Source organism: Gemmata obscuriglobus (assembly GCF_008065095.1).
GTDB classification, from domain to species: domain Bacteria; phylum Planctomycetota; class Planctomycetia; order Gemmatales; family Gemmataceae; genus Gemmata; species Gemmata obscuriglobus.
The window spans coordinates 3,280,151-3,301,962 of record NZ_CP042911.1 but is presented as its reverse complement, the minus strand read 5'-3'; the positions used below and the strand labels follow the sequence as shown (position 1 = coordinate 3,301,962).

The 21,812-nt window shown below is 66.8% G+C and carries 19 protein-coding genes and 1 tRNA gene; 17 read left to right on the top strand and 3 right to left on the bottom strand.

Features of this window, described 5'->3' with window-relative positions:
- Window positions 1-168: 168 nt before the first annotated feature.
- The 14 genes from GobsT_RS13620 to GobsT_RS13555 all read left to right on the top strand — a co-directional run bounded on the left by GobsT_RS13620 (window position 169) and on the right by GobsT_RS13555 (window position 13,730).
- Complete coding sequence (locus tag GobsT_RS13620; RefSeq protein ID WP_148087730.1) at window positions 169-990, top strand: group I truncated hemoglobin; 822 nt, start codon at window positions 169-171, stop codon at window positions 988-990.
- Window positions 991-1,268: 278 nt separating this feature from the next.
- A complete protein-coding gene (locus tag GobsT_RS13615) occupies window positions 1,269-2,396 on the top strand; it encodes a DUF1559 domain-containing protein (RefSeq protein ID WP_010048140.1) in 1,128 nt (375 codons plus the stop codon).
- Window positions 2,397-2,466: 70 nt separating this feature from the next.
- Window positions 2,467-2,889 carry a carboxypeptidase-like regulatory domain-containing protein gene (locus tag GobsT_RS13610; protein ID WP_148087729.1) on the top strand — a complete coding sequence of 141 codons (423 nt, stop codon included), beginning with the start codon at window positions 2,467-2,469 and terminating at the stop codon, window positions 2,887-2,889.
- A gap of 171 nt (window positions 2,890-3,060) precedes the next feature.
- Window positions 3,061-4,239 (top strand): bifunctional glutamate N-acetyltransferase/amino-acid acetyltransferase ArgJ, encoded by a 1,179-nt coding sequence (argJ, locus tag GobsT_RS13605; RefSeq protein WP_010048142.1) that lies wholly within the window; start codon window positions 3,061-3,063, stop codon window positions 4,237-4,239.
- A 105-nt stretch (window positions 4,240-4,344) separates the two neighbouring features.
- On the top strand, window positions 4,345-5,271 hold the full coding sequence (locus GobsT_RS13600; RefSeq protein WP_109571106.1) for an ABC transporter ATP-binding protein: 927 nt from the start codon (window positions 4,345-4,347) through the stop codon (window positions 5,269-5,271).
- A 151-nt stretch (window positions 5,272-5,422) separates the two neighbouring features.
- Complete coding sequence (locus GobsT_RS13595) at window positions 5,423-6,355, top strand: ABC transporter permease (protein ID WP_010040390.1); 933 nt, start codon at window positions 5,423-5,425, stop codon at window positions 6,353-6,355.
- Window positions 6,356-6,365: 10 nt separating this feature from the next.
- Window positions 6,366-7,490 (top strand): ABC transporter ATP-binding protein, encoded by a 1,125-nt coding sequence (locus GobsT_RS13590; protein ID WP_010040383.1) that lies wholly within the window; start codon window positions 6,366-6,368, stop codon window positions 7,488-7,490.
- 55 nt (window positions 7,491-7,545) lie between these two features.
- Window positions 7,546-8,619: an ABC transporter permease gene (locus tag GobsT_RS13585; RefSeq protein WP_081471645.1), complete on the top strand. Its 1,074-nt coding sequence runs from the start codon at window positions 7,546-7,548 to the stop codon at window positions 8,617-8,619.
- 8 nt (window positions 8,620-8,627) lie between these two features.
- Window positions 8,628-9,380: a cytidylate kinase-like family protein gene (locus tag GobsT_RS13580; protein WP_010040379.1), complete on the top strand. Its 753-nt coding sequence runs from the start codon at window positions 8,628-8,630 to the stop codon at window positions 9,378-9,380.
- Entirely contained in the window at window positions 9,380-10,165 is a 786-nt protein-coding gene (locus GobsT_RS13575) for a purine-nucleoside phosphorylase (protein ID WP_010040377.1), read from the top strand. The genes GobsT_RS13580 and GobsT_RS13575 overlap by 1 nt, the downstream gene beginning before the upstream one ends.
- Window positions 10,166-10,727: 562 nt before the next feature.
- A complete protein-coding gene (locus GobsT_RS13570) occupies window positions 10,728-11,102 on the top strand; it encodes a helix-turn-helix domain-containing protein (protein ID WP_010040375.1) in 375 nt (124 codons plus the stop codon).
- A gap of 232 nt (window positions 11,103-11,334) precedes the next feature.
- Window positions 11,335-11,544, top strand: a complete 210-nt coding sequence (locus tag GobsT_RS39600) for a hypothetical protein (protein WP_010040374.1) — start codon at window positions 11,335-11,337, stop codon at window positions 11,542-11,544.
- 168 nt (window positions 11,545-11,712) lie between these two features.
- Window positions 11,713-11,785 (top strand) — tRNA-Ala (locus tag GobsT_RS13560).
- 1,045 nt (window positions 11,786-12,830) lie between these two features.
- On the top strand, window positions 12,831-13,730 hold the full coding sequence (locus tag GobsT_RS13555; RefSeq protein WP_148087728.1) for a transposase: 900 nt from the start codon (window positions 12,831-12,833) through the stop codon (window positions 13,728-13,730).
- Between the two features lie 237 nt (window positions 13,731-13,967).
- Here GobsT_RS13555 and GobsT_RS13550 read toward each other — a convergent pair whose 3' ends face one another.
- The gene (locus tag GobsT_RS13550; RefSeq protein WP_010040365.1) at window positions 13,968-15,428 is read right to left on the bottom strand and encodes a Gfo/Idh/MocA family protein; all 1,461 of its coding nucleotides are present in this window, start codon (window positions 15,426-15,428) and stop codon (window positions 13,968-13,970) included.
- 304 nt (window positions 15,429-15,732) lie between these two features.
- Here GobsT_RS13550 and GobsT_RS13545 point away from each other — a divergent pair, with 304 nt between their 5' ends.
- Complete coding sequence (locus tag GobsT_RS13545) at window positions 15,733-17,040, top strand: ATP-binding protein (protein WP_010040362.1); 1,308 nt, start codon at window positions 15,733-15,735, stop codon at window positions 17,038-17,040.
- 204 nt (window positions 17,041-17,244) lie between these two features.
- On the opposite strand, the gene GobsT_RS13540 is transcribed toward GobsT_RS13545, so the two are convergent.
- Together GobsT_RS13540 and GobsT_RS13535 are read right to left on the bottom strand one after the other, a co-directional pair.
- Window positions 17,245-17,613, bottom strand: coding sequence for a hypothetical protein (locus tag GobsT_RS13540; protein WP_010040360.1), 369 nt, complete (start codon window positions 17,611-17,613; stop codon window positions 17,245-17,247).
- 533 nt (window positions 17,614-18,146) lie between these two features.
- Entirely contained in the window at window positions 18,147-18,548 is a 402-nt protein-coding gene (locus GobsT_RS13535) for a response regulator (protein ID WP_010040358.1), read from the bottom strand.
- Between the two features lie 166 nt (window positions 18,549-18,714).
- Here GobsT_RS13535 and GobsT_RS13530 point away from each other — a divergent pair, with 166 nt between their 5' ends.
- On the top strand, window positions 18,715-21,099 hold the full coding sequence (locus GobsT_RS13530; RefSeq protein WP_010040356.1) for an HAD-IC family P-type ATPase: 2,385 nt from the start codon (window positions 18,715-18,717) through the stop codon (window positions 21,097-21,099).
- On the top strand, window positions 21,075-21,596 hold the full coding sequence (locus GobsT_RS13525) for a hypothetical protein (RefSeq protein WP_010040354.1): 522 nt from the start codon (window positions 21,075-21,077) through the stop codon (window positions 21,594-21,596). The genes GobsT_RS13530 and GobsT_RS13525 overlap by 25 nt, the downstream gene beginning before the upstream one ends.
- Window positions 21,597-21,812: the final 216 nt, after the last annotated feature.

The following is a 21,812-nucleotide window of genomic DNA, read 5'->3' as shown; positions in this document are numbered from 1 at the left end:
GATTACGATAGCCCGAACCGGCCCGCAGATTCGCCACCGTGCCCCGGACCCGGGGGCGTTAAAAACCGGTGACACGTTCACCCGGACCGGTCCGGCGGTTACACTGGCGTGTCGAACGCGACACCGACGGGTGTACCGGTTCGCTCCCATTGTTCGAGAGGTTCCACCGTGCGCGCACGAATTTTACTGGCGGTGCTCATCCTGAGTGGGGCAGTCGGCCTCACGCGGGCGGACGACAAGCCCCTGGACCGGGCCGAACTCGACAAGCGGATCGTGAGAATCGTGTACGAGTCCGCACTGCTGGGCACGGAAATCTTTAACCGCGGCGGACACGGGGAGTGCGCTCGGCTATATCAGGGCACGCTGTCGGCCGTGGTGCCGATGCTCGACCACCGACCGAAGCTCCAGACCGACGCCCAGCAGCGGCTCGAGCGCGCCAAAGGGCTGAACAAGGCGGCCGACGCCGCCATCGAGATGCGCGCGGCACTGGACGAGATCCAGAACACCATCGCTCCGCCGATCAAAAAAGAGCCCGCACTCGAGCCGAAGGACACTAAGGAACCCAAAAACACGCAGGAGCCGAAGGACGCCAAGAAAGTGCTGTGGGACCGTCTCGGGGGTGAGAGCGTGGTGAAGGCGGTCGTTCACGATTTCGCGCTCGCGGCCCTCGAAGACCCGAAGGTGAACTTCACCCGCGGCGGCAAATACAAGCCGAGCGCCGCGGCACTGGAGAAGTCGATCGTGGACATGATCAGCGACGTGAGCGGCGGGCCGTTCAAGTACAGCGGCAAGAGCATGAAAGAGGCGCACAAGGGGATGGCGATCACCGACGCCGAGTTCGACGCTCTGGCCGTTCACCTCGTCGCGTCCCTGAAAAAGTTCAAGGTCGCGGACCCGGAAATTGCGGAGCTGGTGAAGGTCGTCGCCGGCACCCGTGAGGCAATCGTCGAGAAGGCCCCGGCGCCGACGGAAAAGGGCGCAAAACCGTAACCACCTCTCGGCCGGGCGCTCGAATCCGCGCCCGGCCGTCTGTGTCTGTCACCGTGCGCGACACACATTTTGAATCCACTCAGAATATTCACTTTGCGATCACCGAAGCAGCGCCAACTCTTCACACTATTCAACGTTCTCTTTTGCGACGCACCGTCTAGAGTACTGGAGTTGCACCGGCGCCCGAATGCTCGAAACGCTGCCGCCTCACCTGACGCCGGCCCGCCGGCTCGGCCGGTGTTTCTGTCGCTTTTCTCCTCCAGTTCAGAGGTCCGTCGATGGCTCGTTTCTCGGGTCGCAGGTCCGCGTTCACCCTGATTGAGTTGCTGGTGGTGATCGCCATCATCGCGATCCTCATCGGGTTGCTGCTCCCGGCCGTTCAGAAGGTGCGCGAGGCCGCCGCCCGGATGAGCTGCTCGAACAACCTCAAGCAGATGGGACTGGCCGCCCACAACTACGAGTCCGCCTTCAACACGCTCCCGGCCCCCGGGCAGTGCGACTCGACCGGGTCCAGCACCACTGCGTACATGGTCCACTCGTTCGGTACATACATTCTGCCGTACATTGAGCAAGAAAACGTGTACAAGCTGTTCAACATGACAGCGACGCTGGCGGAAACTGGCTACCCCGGCACGACCGGCGCGATCATGCACTCGAAAGCGACCGGTTACTCGTACACCGACACACGGTGGGCGAGCGGCCAGACGGCGGCCAAAACGCGGATCAAGACGTTCCTGTGCCCGAGTAGCCCGGTCGGCGACACTCGTGACCCGAACGGCTACGGCGGCCTCGATTACATGGTAATTGCGACCAGTGACATTGAAGACGGTAGCGGCGGCACCCCCGCGGCAGACACTCCGGTCGGCACCCGCCCCGATGGCGCCGGGCGCCGGGCGCTGATGGCCAAGCAGGGGTGCCTTTCGTGTGATGGCCGCACCGTCATTGGGGTCTCGGATGGGGCGAGCAACACCATCATGATCATTGAGGACGCCGGGCGAACGCACCCGACCCTGGGCACGAAGACGGCATCCACCCGGACCCTGCCGCACCCCGCGTCTCAAACCGCCGACAGTTTTGATGTTGGCACTCTGACGAACGCTCGCCGTGTAAACGCGTGGGCAGATCCCGACGCATTCGCGAATGGTCTGTCGGGTGCCCCAACAGGTGCGGCGGACCGCGGCTCGAAGGTATTTAACCAGTCGGCCAATCCGTTCGGCGGTCCGACGAACTGCCCGTGGACGAATAACAATTGTGGCCCGAACGACGAGCCGTTCTCCTTTCACACGGGCGGCGTGATGGCCTGTTTCGGTGACGGTAGCGTCCGTTTTCTCCGCGACAGCATCTCGCCACTCGTCGCCAAGGGGCTGGCAACGTCATCCGGTGGCGAAGTCGTCAACGCGGACTAATTGTTGAAGCGTGTTGACGACGGGCCGGCTATCCCAGCCGGCCCGTCTCTTTTTCTGGAGTTCAACACCCATGCGCCTCGCCGTTATTGCAGCACTTGTCCTGATACCTACCGCCGGGTGCTCTTCGGGTAAATCGATTTCCCTCCCAAGCCCTGTTGAGGCAGGTGGCAAGGTGACGTTCGCCAGCGGGCAACCCGTGCGAGACGTTTACATCGTCCTGACCCCAACCGATGCAATGGCTCCGGCGAATGGGAAGGTGAAGTCAGATGGCACTTTCAGTCTCAAAACCTATGACGAGAAACCAGGCGCGGTGCCCGGCAAATATCGGGTAACCTTCCAAGCCCCAGTCGGTGCACCAGTTGCTGAAGTCAAAGCTGCCGAAGCTATGCTCGCGCAGATTCCTGCAAAATACAAACAAGATAGCTCACCGCTTGAGGTCGAAATCCCTTCCGGCGGTAACACCCGTTTAGACCTCAAACTCGACGCGAAGTGATACGCGATTGGCGAATCCGACATCTTTGTACTCCACGCCCTGCTCCATCTGCGGGGCGTTTTCGTGCGCCCGCTCTCGACCAAGTCGCCGGTCGCGAGCGGTAGACAGCCCGGCGAAGCCATTTCCAGCCTGCGTCTGTTTCCCTTACGCCCCCGCGTATAGGATTGGAGCATGAGCGAATGGCACCTCGCCCGCGGCTACAGGTACGCGGGCATCGTCAGCGGGTTGCGTACCGAGCCCGACCGGCGCGACCTGGCCGTTATTGTGAGCGACACACCGGCCGCCGCGACGGGCGTGTTCACTCAAAACCGTGTGTGTGCGGCCCCCGTACAGGTGAGCCGCGAGCGGCTCCCGCGCGCCGACGCCCGCGCGATCGTGGTGTGCTCGGGTAACGCCAACGCCTGCACCGGCGATCAGGGCCTCGCCGACGCCCGGCGGATGACCCAACTCGTCGCCACCGAACTCGGGTGCGCCACGGAGCAGGTGCTGGTGGCCTCGACGGGCGTGATCGGCCGCCCCCTGCCGATGCCGGTCCTTGAGGCAGGGGTCCCGAAGGCGACCAGCGAAGTGGCCGAGGGGCGCGACGCGCTTTCGAACGCCGCTCACGCCATTCTGACCACTGACACCGGGATCAAGATCGCCACCCGCCGGCACGCGGACTTCACCGTCACAGGGTTCGCGAAGGGCGCGGCGATGATCGGCCCGAACATGGCCACCATGTTGGGCTTCGTCCTCACCGACGCCGCGGTAGCCCCCGCCGACCTGCACCGCATCCTCAAAGTGGCCGCCGAGCAGAGCTTCAACAGCATCTCGGTGGAGGGCCACACCAGCACCAACGACACCGTGTTCCTGCTGGCTAACGGTTCCGGCCCCCCGCTCGCGGGAGCCGAACTGGACGCTTTCGCGCACGAGGTGCGGCACGTCTGCGTGGAACTGGCCCGCAAAATCATCATCGACGCCGAAGGCGCTGAGCACCTCATTACCATCGAGGTCGAGGGCTGCCGCAGCGACGCCGAGGCGAAGCAGGTCGCCAAGACCATCGCGGAAAGCGCGCTCGTCAAAACCGCGGTGTTCGGCGCCGACCCGAACTGGGGGCGGGTGGTGTCCGCGGCGGGGTACTCGGGCGTCGCGTTCGAGGAGAAGGATCTGTCGCTGTGGATGGGCGACCTGCTTCTCTACCGGGCCGGTGCGCCGCTGCCGTTCGACGCCGCGTCCGCGTCCGCCTACCTGAAGCACAACCGCGAGGTGCATTTCAAACTGCGGTTCACGCTCGGCACCGGCCGTTCGACGTTTTACACCAGCGACCTGACCACCGAGTACGTCCGGCTCAACGCCGATTACACCACTTGAGAGTGACCCTAAAAGCCGTAACGTCATAACGCCCACGAACCGCGCCCGCGTGCCCGGTTGTGACGACGTTGCGGTCTTCACCGCTGCGCCTGTCGGCTTCAGACTATGAGCCTGATCGAGCTGAACGCCGTTTCGCGCACGTTCGGCGCGTTCACCGCGCTGCGGGACGTTACGCTCTCGCTGCCGGAGGGCCGGATCGGGCTGCTCGGGCCGAACGGCGCGGGCAAATCGACGCTGCTGAAGATCCTGATGGGCCTGATCCCGCCGTCGAGCGGAACGGGCCGCGTGCTCAACGAGCCACTCGGCGGGGACCGGGACGCCGCGGGGAACTGGCGGCTCCGGCGGCTCATCGGGTTCATGCCCGAGGCGGACGCCCTCGTCCCGGGGCTCACCGGGGTGGAGTACGTGGCGCTCGCCGGCGAGTTGTACGGGATGCCGCGGCGCGAGGCCACGCGGCGCGCGCACGAGGTGCTCTCGTACCTGGAACTGGAAGAGGCCCGGTACCGGCTGGTCGAAGAGTATTCCCTCGGGATGAAGCAGCGCGTGAAGCTCGCCCAGGCGCTCGTTCACGACCCGCCGGTGCTGCTCCTGGACGAGCCCACGTCGGGCCTCGACCCCGCCGGGCGCGACGCCATGTTGCGGCTCGTGAAGGCGCTCGGTGTCGATCACGGGAAGTCGGTGCTGCTCTCAACGCACCTGCTGGCGGACGTGGAAACCGTGTGCGAGCGGGTCGTCATCATCGCCGGCGGGCAGGTGCGGCGCGAGGGAACCGTGGCCGAGTTGCGCGACCGGCACCGGGACCGGTTCCGCGTTCGCGTCCAGGGCGAGGCCGCGGCGTTCCGCGCCGAACTGGAAGCGGCGGGGGTGAAGTTGCTCGCCGATAACGGCGAGGGCGAATGGCGGGTCGGGGTCCCACAGGGGTGGTCGAACCTGACGTTCTTCCAACGCGCCGCCGCACGAGGCGTCGTCATCCGCAGCCTCGTGCGCGACGAGGAAACGCTGGAGGAACTGTTCCTCAGAACGGTGATTTGAGACCGAAGTTTCAAGTTTGCAGGCGGGAGCGCCACCCGCCCGGTGACGCATGCGGTTCGACCGTGACTGGTCGAACCGCATGCGTCACCGGGCGGGTGTAACCTTGATCTGAACCCCTGGTTCGCTTCACAGCAGCGGATCGAGAACATCCATGGCGCACACCGACACCCTGCTCCGCTACCGGCCGTGGCGCGGGACCCCGCTCGGGCCGCTGTACGCCTCGACCGCGCTGGCCCGCGCGTCGCTGAAGCTCCTGCTCCGCCGGCGGCTCATGTGGGGCCTGTTCGGGCTGGCGCTGCTGATCTTCTTCTTCTTCTTCTACGCCCAGTACCTGATGGTGTGGATCACGAACCAGCTCGCCACCGAGTCGGTTCGGTTCGCCGGCATCCCCGTGAGCGCGCGCAACATCACCCGGTTCCTCGACCGGCTCGCGCTCAACGGCACGGACCACACGTTCGGCAACTTCATCTGGTACCAGGGCTACATCCTGGTGATCGTGCTGTCGCTCGCGGGCTCGGTGCTCGTGGGCAACGACTTCGCGCACGGGAGCCTGCCGTTCTACCTCTCGAAGCCGATCGGGCGGTGGCACTACGTGCTCGGCAAGTGTCTCGCGATCGGCGGGTTGATCGGCCTGCTCACGACGCTCCCCGCGGCGCTGCTGTGGGTCGAGGCCGGGCTGCTGTACGACTGGCACACGTACTACTTCGACCACTTCTCGCTGCTGCTCGGTATCATCGGTTACGGGGCAGTGCTCACCGCCGCGCTGTCGCTGCTGACGGTGGCAACGGCGGTGCTGGTGCGCCGCACGGTGCCGATGGCGATGATCTGGATGGGGCTGTTCGCGCTGCTCCCGATGCTTTCGGGGTGGCTGGTGGAGTCCACCGAGAACCGGCACTGGCGGCTGATCGACCTGTGGAACAACCTCTACCTGTGCGGGCTGAGCTGCCTCGGGGCGGACCCCGCGACGGTGCGCCCGCAGCCGCAGCCCGACTACTGGGAGGCGTGGGCGGCGGTTGCGGGCGTGACGGCCGCGTGCGGGCTGTTCCTGCGGCGGCGCATCCAGGCGGTCGAAATCGTCTCGTAAGTGGTGATCGATGAGCAACGAGTTCGTGCCGGCGGGACGAGCGACGGGCGTCAGCACCCCGGTAACCGGCCGCGCCGCCGAACACGCCGAGGTGCCCCACGTGGCCGACGAAACGGTCCCGACCGCGCACGCCGATACGCACGAGGCACAGACCGAGGCACGGGCGCCTCACGCCGCCCGCTCGTCCGGCGCGCCGCTGCTCCTCTTCGAGCAGGTCTCCAAGTGGTACGGAACGGTTCTGGCGCTCAACCAGGTGACGCTGGAACTGACCGGCGGCATCACGGGCCTCGTCGGCGCGAACGGGGCCGGCAAATCCACACTGCTCCGGATGGCGAACGGCCAGCTCCGCCCGACGCTGGGTCGGGTGAGCGTGCGCGGGGTCGACACGTGGAACTGGCGCGCCCGGCGGCTGGTCGGGTACTGCCCGGACGCGGACGCCTTCTACGAGGAAATGTCCGGCCGCCGGTTCGTCTGGACGATGGCCCGGCTGTGCGGCTACACGCGGGTCGAGTCGCACCGGCGCACGGAGGGCGTGCTCGCGCGCGTCGGCATGTTGGAGCGCGCCGACCGCAAGCTCCGCGGGTACTCGAAGGGGATGCGCCAGCGGATCAAGCTCGCGCAGGCGCTTCTTCACGAGCCCGAACTGCTCATCCTCGACGAACCACTTTCCGGGATCGACCCGATCGGGCGCCAGGAGCTGCTCGAACTGTTCCAGTCGCTCGCGGCGCAGGGCAAGTGCCTGCTCATCTCCAGCCACGAGCTGGAGGCACTGGAGAAGCTCACGAACCATGTGGTGATTATGGCCCGGGGGCGGGTGGCGGCGGTGGGCACGCTCCAGCAGATCCGCGACCTGCTGGAGGACCACCCGGTTTCCGTCCGCATCGACGTTGAGAACCCCCGCGCGGTCGCACGGCTGCTCATCGCCCTACCGGAGGTTCTGGCCGTCGATGTGGCGCCGAACATGGCCGACGGATCCGGCGCGCTGGTCGTGAAGGCCGATCACCCCAAGCGGTTCTTCGAGACGTTCGGAAGGCTCGCGGTTGAGCACGCGATCGACGTGCGGCGCCTCGAGCCGCTCGACGAGTCCGCACACGCGATCCTCGGCTACCTGCTCGGCGGCAGCGGGAAGACTTGAGCCGCGAATTGGAGAGCCGGGAGGTCAGGGCCAGAAGCAACCACCGCGAGAGCCGATGAACACCACGCACGAGTCCGCTGCTCAAGCCCTGCACCCGGCTCCTCATTCCACACTCCCCAGCGCGTTCCGCGCCTGGTGCGTGCTCGTCGTCCAGAGCTTTCAGCGGCACTGGCGAATGCGGCAGATGGGGCTCGTGTCGGCCGGCTTGCTCGCGCTGGTGGTGACGTGGGTCGGGTTCGCCACGCGCAACGGCGCCTGGGACGTTACACAGCTCCGCGCGCGCCGCACGGTCACCACCATGATCGGCCCGCGCCCGCTGGCAACCCAGGAGGCTGAGCGGCAGAGCCTCGGCGCCCGTTATCAGGTGCTGTTCGAGGGGGCGGAGGTCAACGCGCAACCGCCGCACGAGCTGCCGAACCCGCTGAACCCCACCGAGGACGCGCTCACCACCCTGCTCCTCTCGATCCCGCAGGCGGCCCTCCGGTCCGAACCGCTCCGGGAGAGCTGGGGGTTCATGAACTACTCGCGGTTCGCCGTGCTTCTGGTGTTCATGGGGTTCGTGCTGCCGCTGTTCACCCTCTCGTACGCGAGCGGGGCGTTCGGGACCGACCGGGAGACGCGCTCGCTCGTGTGGGTCATGACGCGGCCGATCCCGCGGGGAGGCATATACCTGGCGAAGTTTCTCGGCACGCTGCCGTGGTGCGTCGCGTTCGGGCTCGGCGGGTTCGCGCTGGTCTCCCTGGCCGGCGGCGCGACGGGCCGCGCCGCCTTCGCGCTGTACTGGCCCGCCGCGGCGGCCGGCACGGTCGCGTTCGCGGCGCTGTTCCACCTCGTCGGCGCGCTGTTCCGCCGGCCGGTCGTGATCGGCTTGGTCTATGTGTTCTTTTTCGAAACGGTGGTCGCCGCGCTGCCCGGGAGCCTGAAGTTACTGAGCCTGACCTTTTACGCCCGCTCGCTGATGTATAATGAGGCCGTCGCGGCCGGGCACCCCGGCGAGATGCTCCCCGCGATCACCGCGCAGGCCGTGTCCTCCGAGACCGCCTGGGCGGTGCTGCTCGCGGCCCCGGTCGCGATCACCCTGCTGGGAATGTGGCTGTTCTCCCGGTCCGAATACCGCGACGACGTGTGAGCCGACCGATGCCCCCTCCGTCTCCCGTTTCGATCCCGTTCGAGCTTCAGGGCGCACCGGTCCACGGGTTCCGTGGTGACGCCCCGGACGGCCCGCTCACGCACCCGCGGGGGCTGACGGTTGCGATCAGCCGGCAGGCGGGGTCGCGCGGCACCGAAATCGCGAAAAAGGTCGCCGACATCCTCACGTGGCAGGTGTTCGACCACGACACGCTCGATTACCTCGTTCAAAACGACGACGCCCGCGCGCAACTGTTGGCCGACGTGCCCGGCGATGCGCGGGCGTGGGCCGACGCGCAGCTCGAACACCTCCAGCGCGACCACAAGTTGAACGCGGACCCGGAGGTGCTCCCGCTGATCCGGCTCGTGCTGACGGTCGCGGCCCGCGGGAACGCCGTGATCGTGGGGCGGGCCGCCGGGTTCCTGCTGCCGCCCGAGACCACCGTACACGTCCGCGTCATCGCGCCGACCGAGGCGCGGATCGCGTATTTGGCCCAGGAACTCCGACTCACCCGGCCCGAAGCCGCCGAAGAGGTGCGCGCCCGGGACGAGCGCCGCGCACTGTTCCTCGACCGCACGCTCGCGCGCGACGCCGCGGACCCGACCGCCTACGACGCGGTGGTGAACGCCGAGCGGCTCGGCGTCGAAGGGGCGGCCCAGTTCATCGGCTGGGCCGTGCGGACCAAGCAGATGTTCGCGGAGATCGCGGAGAGCAGCCCGCCGAGCCCGTTCACCGACCTCGACGACCTGGCGGGCGTTTGATGGCCGCGTTCGCCGCGTTCGCCCGTACCGCTGCGGCGCTCGCGCCGCGGGCGGCCGTCGTGCTTGGGTCGGGATTGGGCGGCGCCGCCGCCGCGTTCGTGGAACGCGCAGCGGTGCCGTTCGGCGCCGTCCCGGGGCTGGTTCCGCCGTCGGTTCACGGCCACGGCGGCACGCTGGCGGTCGGCGAGTGGGGCGGCGTCCCGGCCCTGCTCGTTCGAGGCCGGGTGCATTTCTACGAGGGCCACCCCTGGGAGGTCGTGACCGGCACGGTGCGCACCGCGGCCGAACTCGGCGCGCGGCGCCTCGTCCTCACGAACGCCGCGGGCGGCATCAACCCGGCTCTGTCGCCTGGTGCGCTGATGGCGATTCGAGGACACCTCAAGCTCCTCGGCCCCGCCGCGTGGCGCGGCCTGGCGGCCGGCGACGGATCGGTGCGCCCGTACGCCGCGCGACTCATTGAGGTCATGCGGGCGCACGAGCGCGCCGGCGGACGCGAACTGCTCGCGGGGCTCTACGCAGCGCTGACCGGCCCGAGCTACGAGACCCCCGCGGAGATCCGCGCGCTCGCCGCTTGCGGGGCCGACGCCGTGGGCATGTCCACAGCGCTGGAAGCCGAAGCGGCAGCCGCACGCGGGCTCGAAGTGGCGGCAATTTCGTGCGTCACGAACAAGGCCGCCGGGATCGGAGGGACAGCGCTCGATCACGCCGAGGTGTTGACGAACGCCGCCCTGGCCGTTGACCGACTGGGGGCGTTACTCGGGGCGCTCATTCGCGCTCCGTACTGACACAATCCCGGCGCGACATCGGAGTCACACCGAACCGGCTTTCGCAGTGCCCGCAACGGAACGCAGGACTGAGCGCGCGTGACAGCGGTTCAGTGATTTCGAATTTTGAGCGAGGACACGTGGGGAATCGGTGGGTATTTCTCTGGGACCGCGGACGTTCTGTTCGCTGCCCGAGGGATGAGGACGCTTGCTGAAGGTCCGCAACACGGCCCCACCTCCCAACCGGCGGACGGGACGTCCGCGGTCCCAGGGAAATATAGACTCGAGTTCCGTGGCTCGAACCTGGAACGACTGGAATCCGATAGAGAGAGGCGGTAGCCGCCCCCCATCAGACTCGGGCTAACTCTACCGCGGCCCCATTGATTTCCCTTCCTTCTTCAACTGGTCCTCTACTGTCTGCACGATTCGACCACTTTTGAGGAGCTTGAGGGCAGCAGTGGGCAGTTCCAGCTCCTCCGGTTTCGACGGTGGTGTCCTGTTCGTCTTGCATGCGGCTGCTGATACGTGGCAAGGAGTTTACACCGTTCGGTGGTGTTTTCCCTCGCGCGGGTCGAGATCGGTGATGGACGACCTGAGTCGGTTCTGCTGCCGGAATGCGGATTGCCCGGACCACGGGAAGCGGGGGCACGGTAACCTGACGGTGCCGGCCCGGTACGGACCGAACCGCACCCGGGTGCTGCGGTGCTCCACGTGCCAGGCCCGGTTCTCCGAGCGCAAGGGCACGCCCTTGTATGGGACCCGGCTGTCGGCCCAAACGGTGACCGCGGTGCTGGCCCACGTGGCCGAGGGGGCGGGCACCCGCAAGACCGCCCGGTTGGTCGGGGTGCATCGGGACACGGTCACCCGGTACATCCGTCAGACCGGGCACCAGGCCCAGCAACTCCACGACGAGTTGGTGGCCCTTTCCCCCCCGGACCAACGAACTCCAGCTCGCTGAGGAGTGGAGCTTCGTGGCCCGCGAGGAGAAGAACGGTGCCCCGGAGGACCGGTGCCGCGGCGCCCGCACAAGGCTCGGTACTCCCGGCATCGGTCATGTGCGCGACCGTACATAAGGAGCGGAAGAGCAATCGGGTCATGTCCGTGAGTACCCGGGTGGTGCTCGGGACCGCGGCCGCGGTGACCGCCGGGCTGGCCGCCTCGGTCGTGAGCACGGTCGTGACACGTGCTTCGTGGGGCGGCACAACGGGACCGATCGGAACCGGTGCAGCCGCAAGGCCCGCAAGACGTATGCGTTCTCCAAGGACTGGAACACGCACCGGGCTGCGACCGCGTCCCGCTACTTTCGCTGGCCCGTCCGCACCCTGCGCGCCAAGGGTGCGGACCGCCGCTGGCGCGAGAGAACCCCGGCGCTGGCGGCCGGACTCACCGATCACGTGTAGTCGTTGCAAGAGTGGCTGGCGTTCCCGGCCGTGCAACAAAAGTAGGACACCACCAATTTCTGGCTCCTGCCTGAAAAGTACCCTTGCCGCAGCTCGTTTGCCCTTTATCATTATGTAGGTCGGAGGAGGTTGTTTTAGTTTTCGATGTCAGTATTTGTGAGACAAATTGGGGCGATAGCTCAGTTGGTAGAGCGCTTCGTTCGCAACGAAGAGGCCGTGAGTTCGACTCTCATTCGCTCCACTCGCAACCCCTGCAAATAGCATGGGTTGCGTCATTTATCCCTTCAGCTTCGAACTCTCACGTCCCATCACTGACGGGACGTGAGAGTTCACAACTCCCCTGACGTGAACGGAAGTGCCGATGTAATCTCGGAACTCACAACCCGAGATACTCCATGCCCAATCCGCCGAAAATGTACACTGTCCGGGGCGAAACCCTCACCCTCAAGCAGTGCGCCGCCAAAACCGGCGTTCCCGTCACAACCACCAACGCGAGACTCAAGCTCGGGTGTACGGCTGAGAACGCGGCGGTTACGGTTGCTCCCAACCGTCGATTCCGGCCAAAGGTAAAGCCTGTCAAAGGACCAACGCGTCCGTGCACGACTCTCAAAACGCATAAGGCAACTGATCGCGCCTATTGAGAGTGGCAGACGGCCGGCGAGCGTCACGTGCGATATTTCGGCAAGCCCGGCAGTCCAGAGGCGGAGCAGGGATACGCCCGCTTTCAGTTGGAGTGGGCTACCCGACTCGTGAAAAAGTCCCCGTTCCGCCGGGAGAAACGTTACTCGTCTGCGAGTTAGTTGAACAGTGGCTCGAATACTGTGAAACAGGCGACGACGGCGAATGTGCAGGGCAAAAGCACTCAATTTGCCTGGATTTCGATGGATTCTTACCCCGAACCGTCACCGCACACTGGAAATCCAAGCAGATGATTGAAATCGACCACGATTACGACACTTTAGCAGCGGGATTGCATCCATTGGCGGTTCGACCCTCTAACAAGGCGTAGGGACCGTTGTGGAGAAGTGCCAATGGCTCCCGGCGAATACACTCCGGACCCCACTGAGGGGATTACCCAGGTCGAAGATCTCCCCCAACCGCACATCCACCGGCGCACACGTAACGTCCGTTCGCGTCGGTGCCCGCGTTGCAACCACGCGGCCGGCCGTTGCACCACCGATACCCGCACGTTGCACGATCTGGGCGACCCACGCACCGGACGCCCCGTCGATCTGGTCGTGACCTTCTCCAGACACCGGTGCCTCTCCTGTGGCCGGTGCTTCGCCGTGGACCTCACGGACCTGGCGCGCCCCAAGTGCCTGTACACCCGGCGCGTCCAGGATCTGGCCGTGCGCCTGGTGTGCGAGGACGGACTCCCCTATCAAACCGCCAGTTGGAATCTGTGGCGGGATCACCGGGTCTTGTCCCCTTCGCCACGACCCGGTTCTGGATCGTGGCGAAGGGGGAAAAAGGTGGCGACACGTCGGACCACCTACCTCGACGACGCCCTGGCGCAGTTCTCCGGTTACGTGGCCATCGACGAAGTCGATGACGGCCCCTTCTGCATCCTTTCAGTTGTGGACAACCGCCGGTACAACCGCCTGGCCTGTTGTGTCCTCGAACACGACCCGACCCACGCCGATGTCCGGATCTTTCGGGCGGACGTTAAGGGCCAACTGGGCGCCCGTGGCAAGCGTGTGCAGGGCATTACCACCGATGGCTCGTCGCGGTACCCGGCCGTCCTTTCGCAACGCTGGCCGGGCGTGCCGCACCCGCTCTGCGTGTTCCATATCCTCAAGGAGATCAATCAGGCCGTCCCGCGTGCGTTGACTCACGTGCGTAAGCACGTCCTGGCGCCGATCCGCACGCGCAAGCGTGGTCGCCCCCGCAAACAGGACGCCGCCCCGGCGCGACGGATGACGACGCGCCAAAAGGCGGATGTGGCCGAGCTTTTCGAGCACCGCCGCCTGACGCCACCCGACGCACCCAAACCCTTCACGGCCTCCATCGGGCGCGGTCTTCGGCGCGATGGCTCAAAAATCGGCCGGTTCCACGCAAGGAACCCCAATCCCTGCACTCTCGCTGCTAAAGTGTCAAAACGAGTGCCATTAACCGCGTCCTGGCGGTTAATGGCACTCGTTTTATGTTCTCAGTGTTCACTTGTGCGCTGCGTTTGGGAAGTCTGAATTCGGCTTTGCGTCGGAAAGTTTGCTCAGGGTATCCAAATTCAGCGCACAGGCGACTAGGTAAACAGGGAAAACGAGTGCCATTACCCTGGCGGTCGCGGCTCGTCAAGAACGCGAGACCGCAGATGGGTTCATGTATCAGGCGCCGCCCCTGAACCGGGACGACCGCGTGACCACCATTCAGACGTGACAACCCCGGCCCCGCCAACGCGGAGCCGGGAACCGGTTACTCCGGCGTTACACGCTCTCCTTCAGCTCGAACCCCTTGCGGTACTCGCGGAACAGCATCGCGTTGGCCTTCGCGTTGTCCTTGAACCGCTCGGTCTTGGTGTCGATCTGGAGCAGCGGCCCGAACCGGCCCACGGTGCTGTCCAGGTTCACCTTGTTGGCCTTGAGGTGGGCCAGCATCCCGGCCGCGAACTCGTTGACGGTCTTGTTGTCGCTCACCGCCCCGGCCTTCGTGATCGACCCCTCGGTGCCGAGCCGGTAGCTGATGTTGGCCAGGTGGCACAGCGCCGCCGACAGGTGCCCCTCGGCGATGTCGCAGTTCAGGTCCTCCACCTTGCGGCTCCGCACCGCCTTCACGAAGTTGTCGAAGTGGTGCTGGTCGCCGCCACCGGAGAACTTCGCCACCTCCTTGCCGTTCTTGTCGTACGCGACGCCGCCGGAGTAGCTCGGGCACACCACGTAGCCCTCGGTCCCCACCCAAATGTTGCCCACCTTCGCCCCCTTGTAGGCGTCGGTGGTGAGGCCGCGGACCTCGAAGATCATCTTCGCCTTATCGTAATCGAACACGCACAACTGCGTGTTGGCGGTCTCGCCGTCGTCGGTGTACCCGAACCGCCCGCCGAGGCTGAACACGCTGTTCGGCATGGTGGTCTGGCCGAGCCCCCAGCGGGCCTTGTCCATCTCGTGGACGCCCTGGTTGCCCAGGTCGCCGTTGCCGAAGTCCCAGATCCAGTGCCAGTCGTAGTGGACGGTGCCGTTCTTGGTGTTCCGCGTCGGCGCCTTCAGCGGGGCCGGGCCGCACCACAGGTCGTAGTCCATCGTCTTCGGCGGGGCCTGCTCGCCGGTCACCTTGCCGATGCTGGTGCGTGGCTTGTAGCACAGCCCGATCGCCAGGTCCACCGCCCCGATCTTCCCGCCGCGGACGTAGGCGATGGCGTCCCGCATCCCGGGGTTGCTGCGGCTCTGGGTGCCCACCTGGCAGATGCGGTTGTACTTGCGGGCCGCGGCGGTCATGATCGCGCCCTCGCGCACATTGTGCGTGGCGGGCTTCTCGCAGTACACGTCTTTGCCGTTCTCCATCGCCCACACCGCCATCAGCGCGTGCCAGTGGTTCGGCGTGGCGATCGAGATGACGTCGATGTCCTTGTTCTCGACCAGCTTGCGGATGTCCTTCTCGAACCTGGGGGCCTTGCCCTGCTTGCCCTCGATCTGCTTCATCGCGGGGCCGATGACGGCCTCGTCGCAGTCGCAGACGGTGGTGATCTCGCAGTTGTTCTTGCCGAGGAACCCGCCGACGTGGCTCATCCCGCGGCCCCGCACGCCCACCACGGCGACGCGGAGCTTGTCGGCCCGGGCCTTGGCGGCGGTGGCGGTCGGCTTGTCTTCGGCGGTTGCAGTGGCGCCGGCGGCCGCGGCGGCGGCGAGGAGCGCGGAACGGTTAACGAACTCGCGGCGACTGAAGAGGTCCATGGCAGCTTCCCCGGCGTGACGCGCCGGCTTCGAGGGAGGAACGGAGAGAGTTTTTTCGAGCGCGAGAAACCGACCTACACACTGTAATCGGCCCGGGGACGGTGACGCAACAACCCGGTGACAAGAAACCGAGAGGAGACAGCCGCCGGCCCCGGGTGAGGGCCGGCCGAAAAAGTCGCGCTGGGCCACAAAACCGCGCGCGCGATGTCGCAATCCACGCCGACTTTTGCAATCGCCCCTTCACTTGATCGCATCGCAACGGTATTTTTCTGCCTGCCCGACTCGCAGGGCCGAATGCACTCCAATGTCTCACTCCGCGCTTGTTGATGCGGTGCATGCACTGGCCCGGTGCCGCGACCACGCCGCCATTCTGACCGTCGTCACACACTACGTTCGGCGCCTGGTCGGCGCCGACGGGGCGACGTTCGCGCTGCTCGCCGACGGCGAGTGCCGCTACCTCGAAGAGGACGCGGTCGCGCCGCTCTGGAAGGGGCGCCGGTTCCGGGCCGGGTGCTGCATCGGGGGGTGGGTCGCGGCGCACAAGCTGCCGGCCGTGATCCCCGACGTGTTCGCCGACCCTCGCATCCCGCACGGGTCCTACCGGGCCACGTTCGTGAAGAGCCTGGCCGTGGTGGCGGTGCGCCCGGACGATCCGCTCGGCACGATCGGGGCCTACTGGGGGACCGAGCACCACGCGACCCCCGATCAGGTCGAGACCCTCCAGGCGCTGGCCGATGCGGCGGCGGTGGCGTGGACCAACGCGGCCCTGATCGGCGACCTGTCGGCGGCGCGGGACCGGGCCGAAGCCCGCGCCACCGAGAACGCCCGGCTGCTGACCGAGCGGACCGCGCAGCTCGAGGTGCAGGCGCGGGCCGAGGCCGAGCGGGACCGGCTCCGCGAGCTGCTCCAGCGGTCGCGGAAGATGGACGCGCTCGGGCGCATGGTGGCCGGGGTGGCGCACGACTTCAACAACCTGCTCACCGTCATCATCGGCTTCGGCGAGGTCATCCAGGCGTCCGCGGCCGGTACGCCGACGCAGGACCTCGCCGCCCACGTGGTCGAGGCCGGCCTGCGCGGCCAGGCGCTGACCGGTCAACTGCTGCGGTTCGCACGCGCCCAGCCGTTCACCCCGGAGCCGCTGGACCTGAACCGGGTGGTCGCGGACGCCCAGCCGCTGGTGGCGCGGCTGGTGGGCCGCGGGGTGCGGGTCACGCTCGAACCGACCGCGGACCTGCCGCCGGTGTCGGCCGACCCGGTCCAAATCGGGCAGGTGCTGCTGAACCTCGCGAGCAACGCCCGCGACGCGATGCCCGACGGCGGTCGGCTCACGCTCGCCACGGTGCCCGGGAGCTTACCGGACGGCGCCCCGGCCGTGTGCTTGCGGGTGTCCGACACCGGGTGCGGGATGACGGACGACGTGCGGACCCGGCTGTTCGAGCCGTTCTTCACAACGAAAGAAACGGGCACGGGCCTCGGGATGAGTATCGTGGCGGACGTGGTCGCCCGGCACGGCGGGGCGATCAGCATGGAGACCGCACCGGGCTCCGGCACCACGTTCCGCATCTGCCTGCCCGTCTGCTCCGGGCAAAGCCCCCCGCCGAGCGCGTATTAGCTAGGTGCGGCCGAAACCGTCTTGAGCCGCCGGCGCCGCGACCGCTTGCGGCCCACCGATTCGGCACATTGGGCCGACACTGTTCGCACGTCATGCGTGGTAAAGACGCCGGATTCGTTTGGTGACATTCAGGCGCCTGCACACAGGAGCGTTGCGCATAATGGGGTATCGGGTAGCAACCGTAGCGGCTTGAGCCGGTGCCCGTTACCGCCTCGGGGATGATGCGTCCGGGAACACCAACCCCACAACAGCCGCAGACCGCGGTACGGAACCCGTGGCTTTCCACTTGAGCGTCGTGCTCGTTCGCCACACCTCAACGGGAGCGGCGGTGACCACGAACCGATCGGCCTTCTCTTCCAAGTGCAGGATGGTCGCCTTGTCCGCGGGGTCCACCTCCAGAACGGGCGGCGACACGAACGGGATCGGGTACATGACTTCGTGCGAAGCAACGCCGAGGGTGGTGGTGTTCCCCCTTTGAGTGATGACCACAGCATCCGCCGACGGAGCGTTCCAAGGCGTGAGGCACCCGGAGCCGAGTGCGGCGAGAAGAGCGAATCGGGCGAGCGACCGCATGCGGCCCCCCTCGGGTTGTACGATGGCCGCCCGCATACCCGGTACGCAATCGCTCGTCAACGCGGGTGCCATCTGGACAGTAGCGGGCGCGAGGATTCAATCTGGGCCGTTTCCAACCGGCGGAATTTGGATCTCGGCTTCGCCCCGCTTCAGTCGCGGCGCGTGTCGCTTTTCAGATGAATTGGGCACGTGGCTCACATCACAGGGCTGCGAGTATGGGAAAGTCGGTGCGGCGTCGGTGGCACTCGGACTGGTCGCCGACTGGACATCTGCTGTACCCGGACTGGCGATTCGCTGGTACATCGCTACCACCGAATCACGCGATTTCTCCGAACCGCCACCCCAAGGCGATCCGGCATAATAGAGTCGCAAAGCACTATCACCAAATCGCTTGCAGCAATTGACGCGGGTAAAATCGTCCGCCTCTGACGGGAACCGGGCGTCAGAGACAGCCGATGGGTTTTGGTTTCTGAAAGTGCGATTCGGACAGGACGCTCGATGTGCCGACCAAAAAGCCGCGACAGCAAAGCCGGTTAGTGAAGGGCGCGCTCGATCCGGCGGAGCAACCCGACCAGCACCGCCGGTTCGACGGGCTTCATCAGTATCAGATCGAACCCGGCCTGTTCGGCCTCCCGGAGCATGGTGCCTTGGCACCCGGTCGCCGCCACCAGAAACGGGCGCGGCGAGAGCCCCGCCGCGGACACCCGGCGCGCCAGTTCGCTCCCGGAGCACCGCGGCATCCGCAAATCCGTCACAACCACATCGGGCCGATCGGCCAAAACGGTCCGAAGTGCCTCCTCGCCATCAGCCGCAGTGCCGACCGCGAACCCGCACAGCCCGAGCAGGTCGAGCTGCGAGTCGAGCGTATCGGCGTCGTCATCCACCACCAGAACGCGCAGTGGCTTGACGGGACCCTCACGCGCGTCGGCTGACATCCCTTGGCTCCTTTGCGGAATGATTACCAGAGTAACTGAATCCCGCCGCCCGGGTTGTCAGAAAGCAGAAAACCGGTGTCAGGACAATACTACGGGCCGCGCCAAGTCCGAGCAGTCACGCCGGGTACAATACCGCCGCCCGACGCTCCCGGAGGAAGAACCACTTATGACCGCCCCACCCGCCACGGGTCTGACAGCAATCGAAGTTGCGGAGCGTGTGCGCCGGGGGGAGGTGAACCGCACCCGCCGGTCGGCGTGGGCGGACTACGGGGTGATCGTGTCCCGACACGCGTTCACGGTGTTCAACCTCGTGGTCGCACCGACGGCGGTCGCGCTGTTCTCGTTCGGCGACTGGCGGGCCGGCGTGTCTGTAACCGGTACGGCACTCGCCAACACGCTCATCGGGCTGGCCCAGGAGCTGCGCGCCAAGCGGCAGTTGGACCGTCTAGCGATTCTGACCGCCCAGAAGGCGCGCGTGGTGCGGGACGGCCGCCCGCACGAGATCCCAGTGGACGATGTGGTGCTGGGTGATCTGGTGCTGCTGCGGGTCGGCGAAACGGTAGTCGCGGACGGCACCCTGCTCGAATCGCAGTACCTGGAGGTCGACGAAGCGCTGCTCACCGGCGAATCGGACCCGGTGCGCCGGGGGGCCGGTGAACGGGTGCTGTCCGGGAGCATCTGCGTGACCGGCGAGGGGAGCTACCGGGCGGAAAAGGTGGGCTCGGCCGCGTTCGCCCAGCGCGTCACCGCCGACGCCCAGCGGTACAGCTACACCACCAGCCCCATCACCCGGGCGTCGAACCGCATCATCACCGCCCTGAGTATCGCCGCGCTCGCCCTGTGCGCCCTGTACGGCGCCCTGTACGCGCTGGGCGAGATCGGCGCGGAACACATGTTCCGGATGATCGCTGCGACGGTGGTTTCCACGATCCCGCAGGGCCTGGTGCTGACCGCGACCGTCGCCTTCACCATCGGGGCGGTGGTGATCGGGCGGCGCGGCGCGCTCGTCCAACGGCTGAACGCCGTCGAGGCGATGGCCGCGGTCGATGTGGTGTGTACGGACAAGACCGGGACGCTGACCTCCAACCGGCTGAAACTCGACACGCTTCGCGTCCTGACGGACGAGCTGCCCGAACACGAGGTGCGGCACCGGCTGGCGCAGTTCGCGTGCGCCTCGATCGATCGCGACAACAAGAACATCCAGGCAATCCGCGCGGCCCTCGGCACGGTCCCGGTGGAGGCGGTCGAGCACCTCCCGTTCAACGCACGGACGCGGTTCAGCGCCGCGCGCGTGCGCGAACCCGGTGCGGAACGCGTGCTGGTGCTGGGCGCCCCGGAAGCACTGTCCCCGGGCGTCGGCCGTTGGGACGCGGAACTGAACCGGCTGCAAACGGCCGGGCTGCGGGTCCTGCTGTTCGCCGAAAGCACCGCCGCGGCGCCGCTCGAACCGGGCACCCTCCCCCCTGCCCTGCAGCTCTTGGCACTGGTCGCGCTGGCCGACGAGCTGCGCCCGGACGCGGCGGCGGTGCTCCAGGCGCTGTCCGCGCAGGGGATCGCGTTCAAGGCGATCTCGGGCGACAACCCGCGAACCGTTCAGGCCACCGTCGCGCCACTCAACCTGCCGATGTCCCGCGAGCCGGTGGTGAGCGGGAAAGACCTCGACGCCGCCGAAGACCCGGTCGCGTTCGTGCGCGCGCACAGCGTGTTCGGCCGCGTCGAGCCGCTCCAGAAGGTCGCGATCGTGGAGGCACTTCAGAAGGGCGGCGCGAACGTCGCGATGATCGGCGACGGGGTCAACGACGTGCTGCCGATCAAGAAGGCCGACCTGGGGATCGCGATGGGCGAGGGGAGCCCGGCCGCCAAAACGGTGTCGAGCCTGGTACTGGAGACGAACGACTTCGCGGTGCTGCCCGAGGCGATCGCGGAGGGGCGGACGATCGTGCGCAACCTGCGCCGCGCGGGCAAGCTGTTCCTCACGAAGAACGTCTACTCGATGGCGTTCATCGTGGCCTACGCGGTCGGGCTGTTCGACATCCCGTTCCCGTACCTGCCGCAGCAAGTGACGCTCCTGAACTGGATGGTGATCGGCGTCCCGGCGCTACTGATGGCGCTGACCCGCGAGCGGTCCGGGGCGGCCGACAAGACCCCGTTCCTCGCGGACGTGGGTGGGTTCGCGCTGCGCACGGGGTTGGTGTTCGCGGGCTGCGGCGTCGCGCTGCTGGCCCTCGGAAAACACGTTTGGGACGTGAACGAGGACACGCAGCGCACAATGCTGCTGACCGCACTCATTCTGCTCGGCGTGACGGTGCTGTGGCGGGTGCTGAACGGCGACGGCGAACGGCTCACGACGGACCGCTGGCTTGTAAAGCTGTCGCTGGTGGTCGTCCCCATCTACGCCGGGTTCATGTACTGGCCCCTGTCGGCGGACTTCTTCCGCCTCGCCCCACTGTCCGGATCGGAGTGGCTGAAGGTGCTTGCGGTCGCAGCGCCGGCCTTCGCGGTGTCGCGCCTCGCGGAGTGGATCCCGTGGCGCAGAGCATTGGGGCGGTGAACAGCAACCGCTCGCAGGTGGTGGAGCGGTTACGAACGGTTCTGACGCACCACGAGGGCCAGATGAGAAATACGATCGCCTGCGTTCTGATCGCCTGTGCGGGCTGTGGACCGAACAGGCCGGAGTCAACGGACACGTTGAGCGAATCGCTGCCGTCGCTCGCCGAACGGTCCGCGTTCCTCGAGCGGTACGTGACGTTCCGCCGCAGCTACCGCGAGCTGGGCTTCCATGTGCGATACCAGAACAACGGCAACGGCCTCGTACCGGGGCCGTCCGATTGGGACATTCGCGTTGTCGCAACGGTGCCGCGCGAGGAACTCGGGGCCTGGGTGCCAGACGGGGTATCCGCGACGCCCACGACCGACACCCACTGGCTTAACGGAGTGCCCGGCGGCGAGCACGCGCGGCAGGTTTCCGAGTGGTACGTTGGGCAGAGAGTGGTTGTTGGGATCGATCGGGCGCGGGCGGTTGTGGCGTACCGCACCTGGAAATGGTGACGCGGCGCGACACCCTGACGCGCGTGCTCGGCCGCGTATGGTTTGACCTTGCCACTCGGCACGGCTCAGCGAACAGGGGGCCGGCGCGCCCGCGTTAATTCAACCGTTCGTTCAAGGCATCTTCGGCGGGCCGCGCAGCCCGTCCCGCGGGTCCTGCGTTCCGGCGACCGCGCCGATGAGGTGCGGATACTGTCCGAGGGGCACCGATCCGAAGTT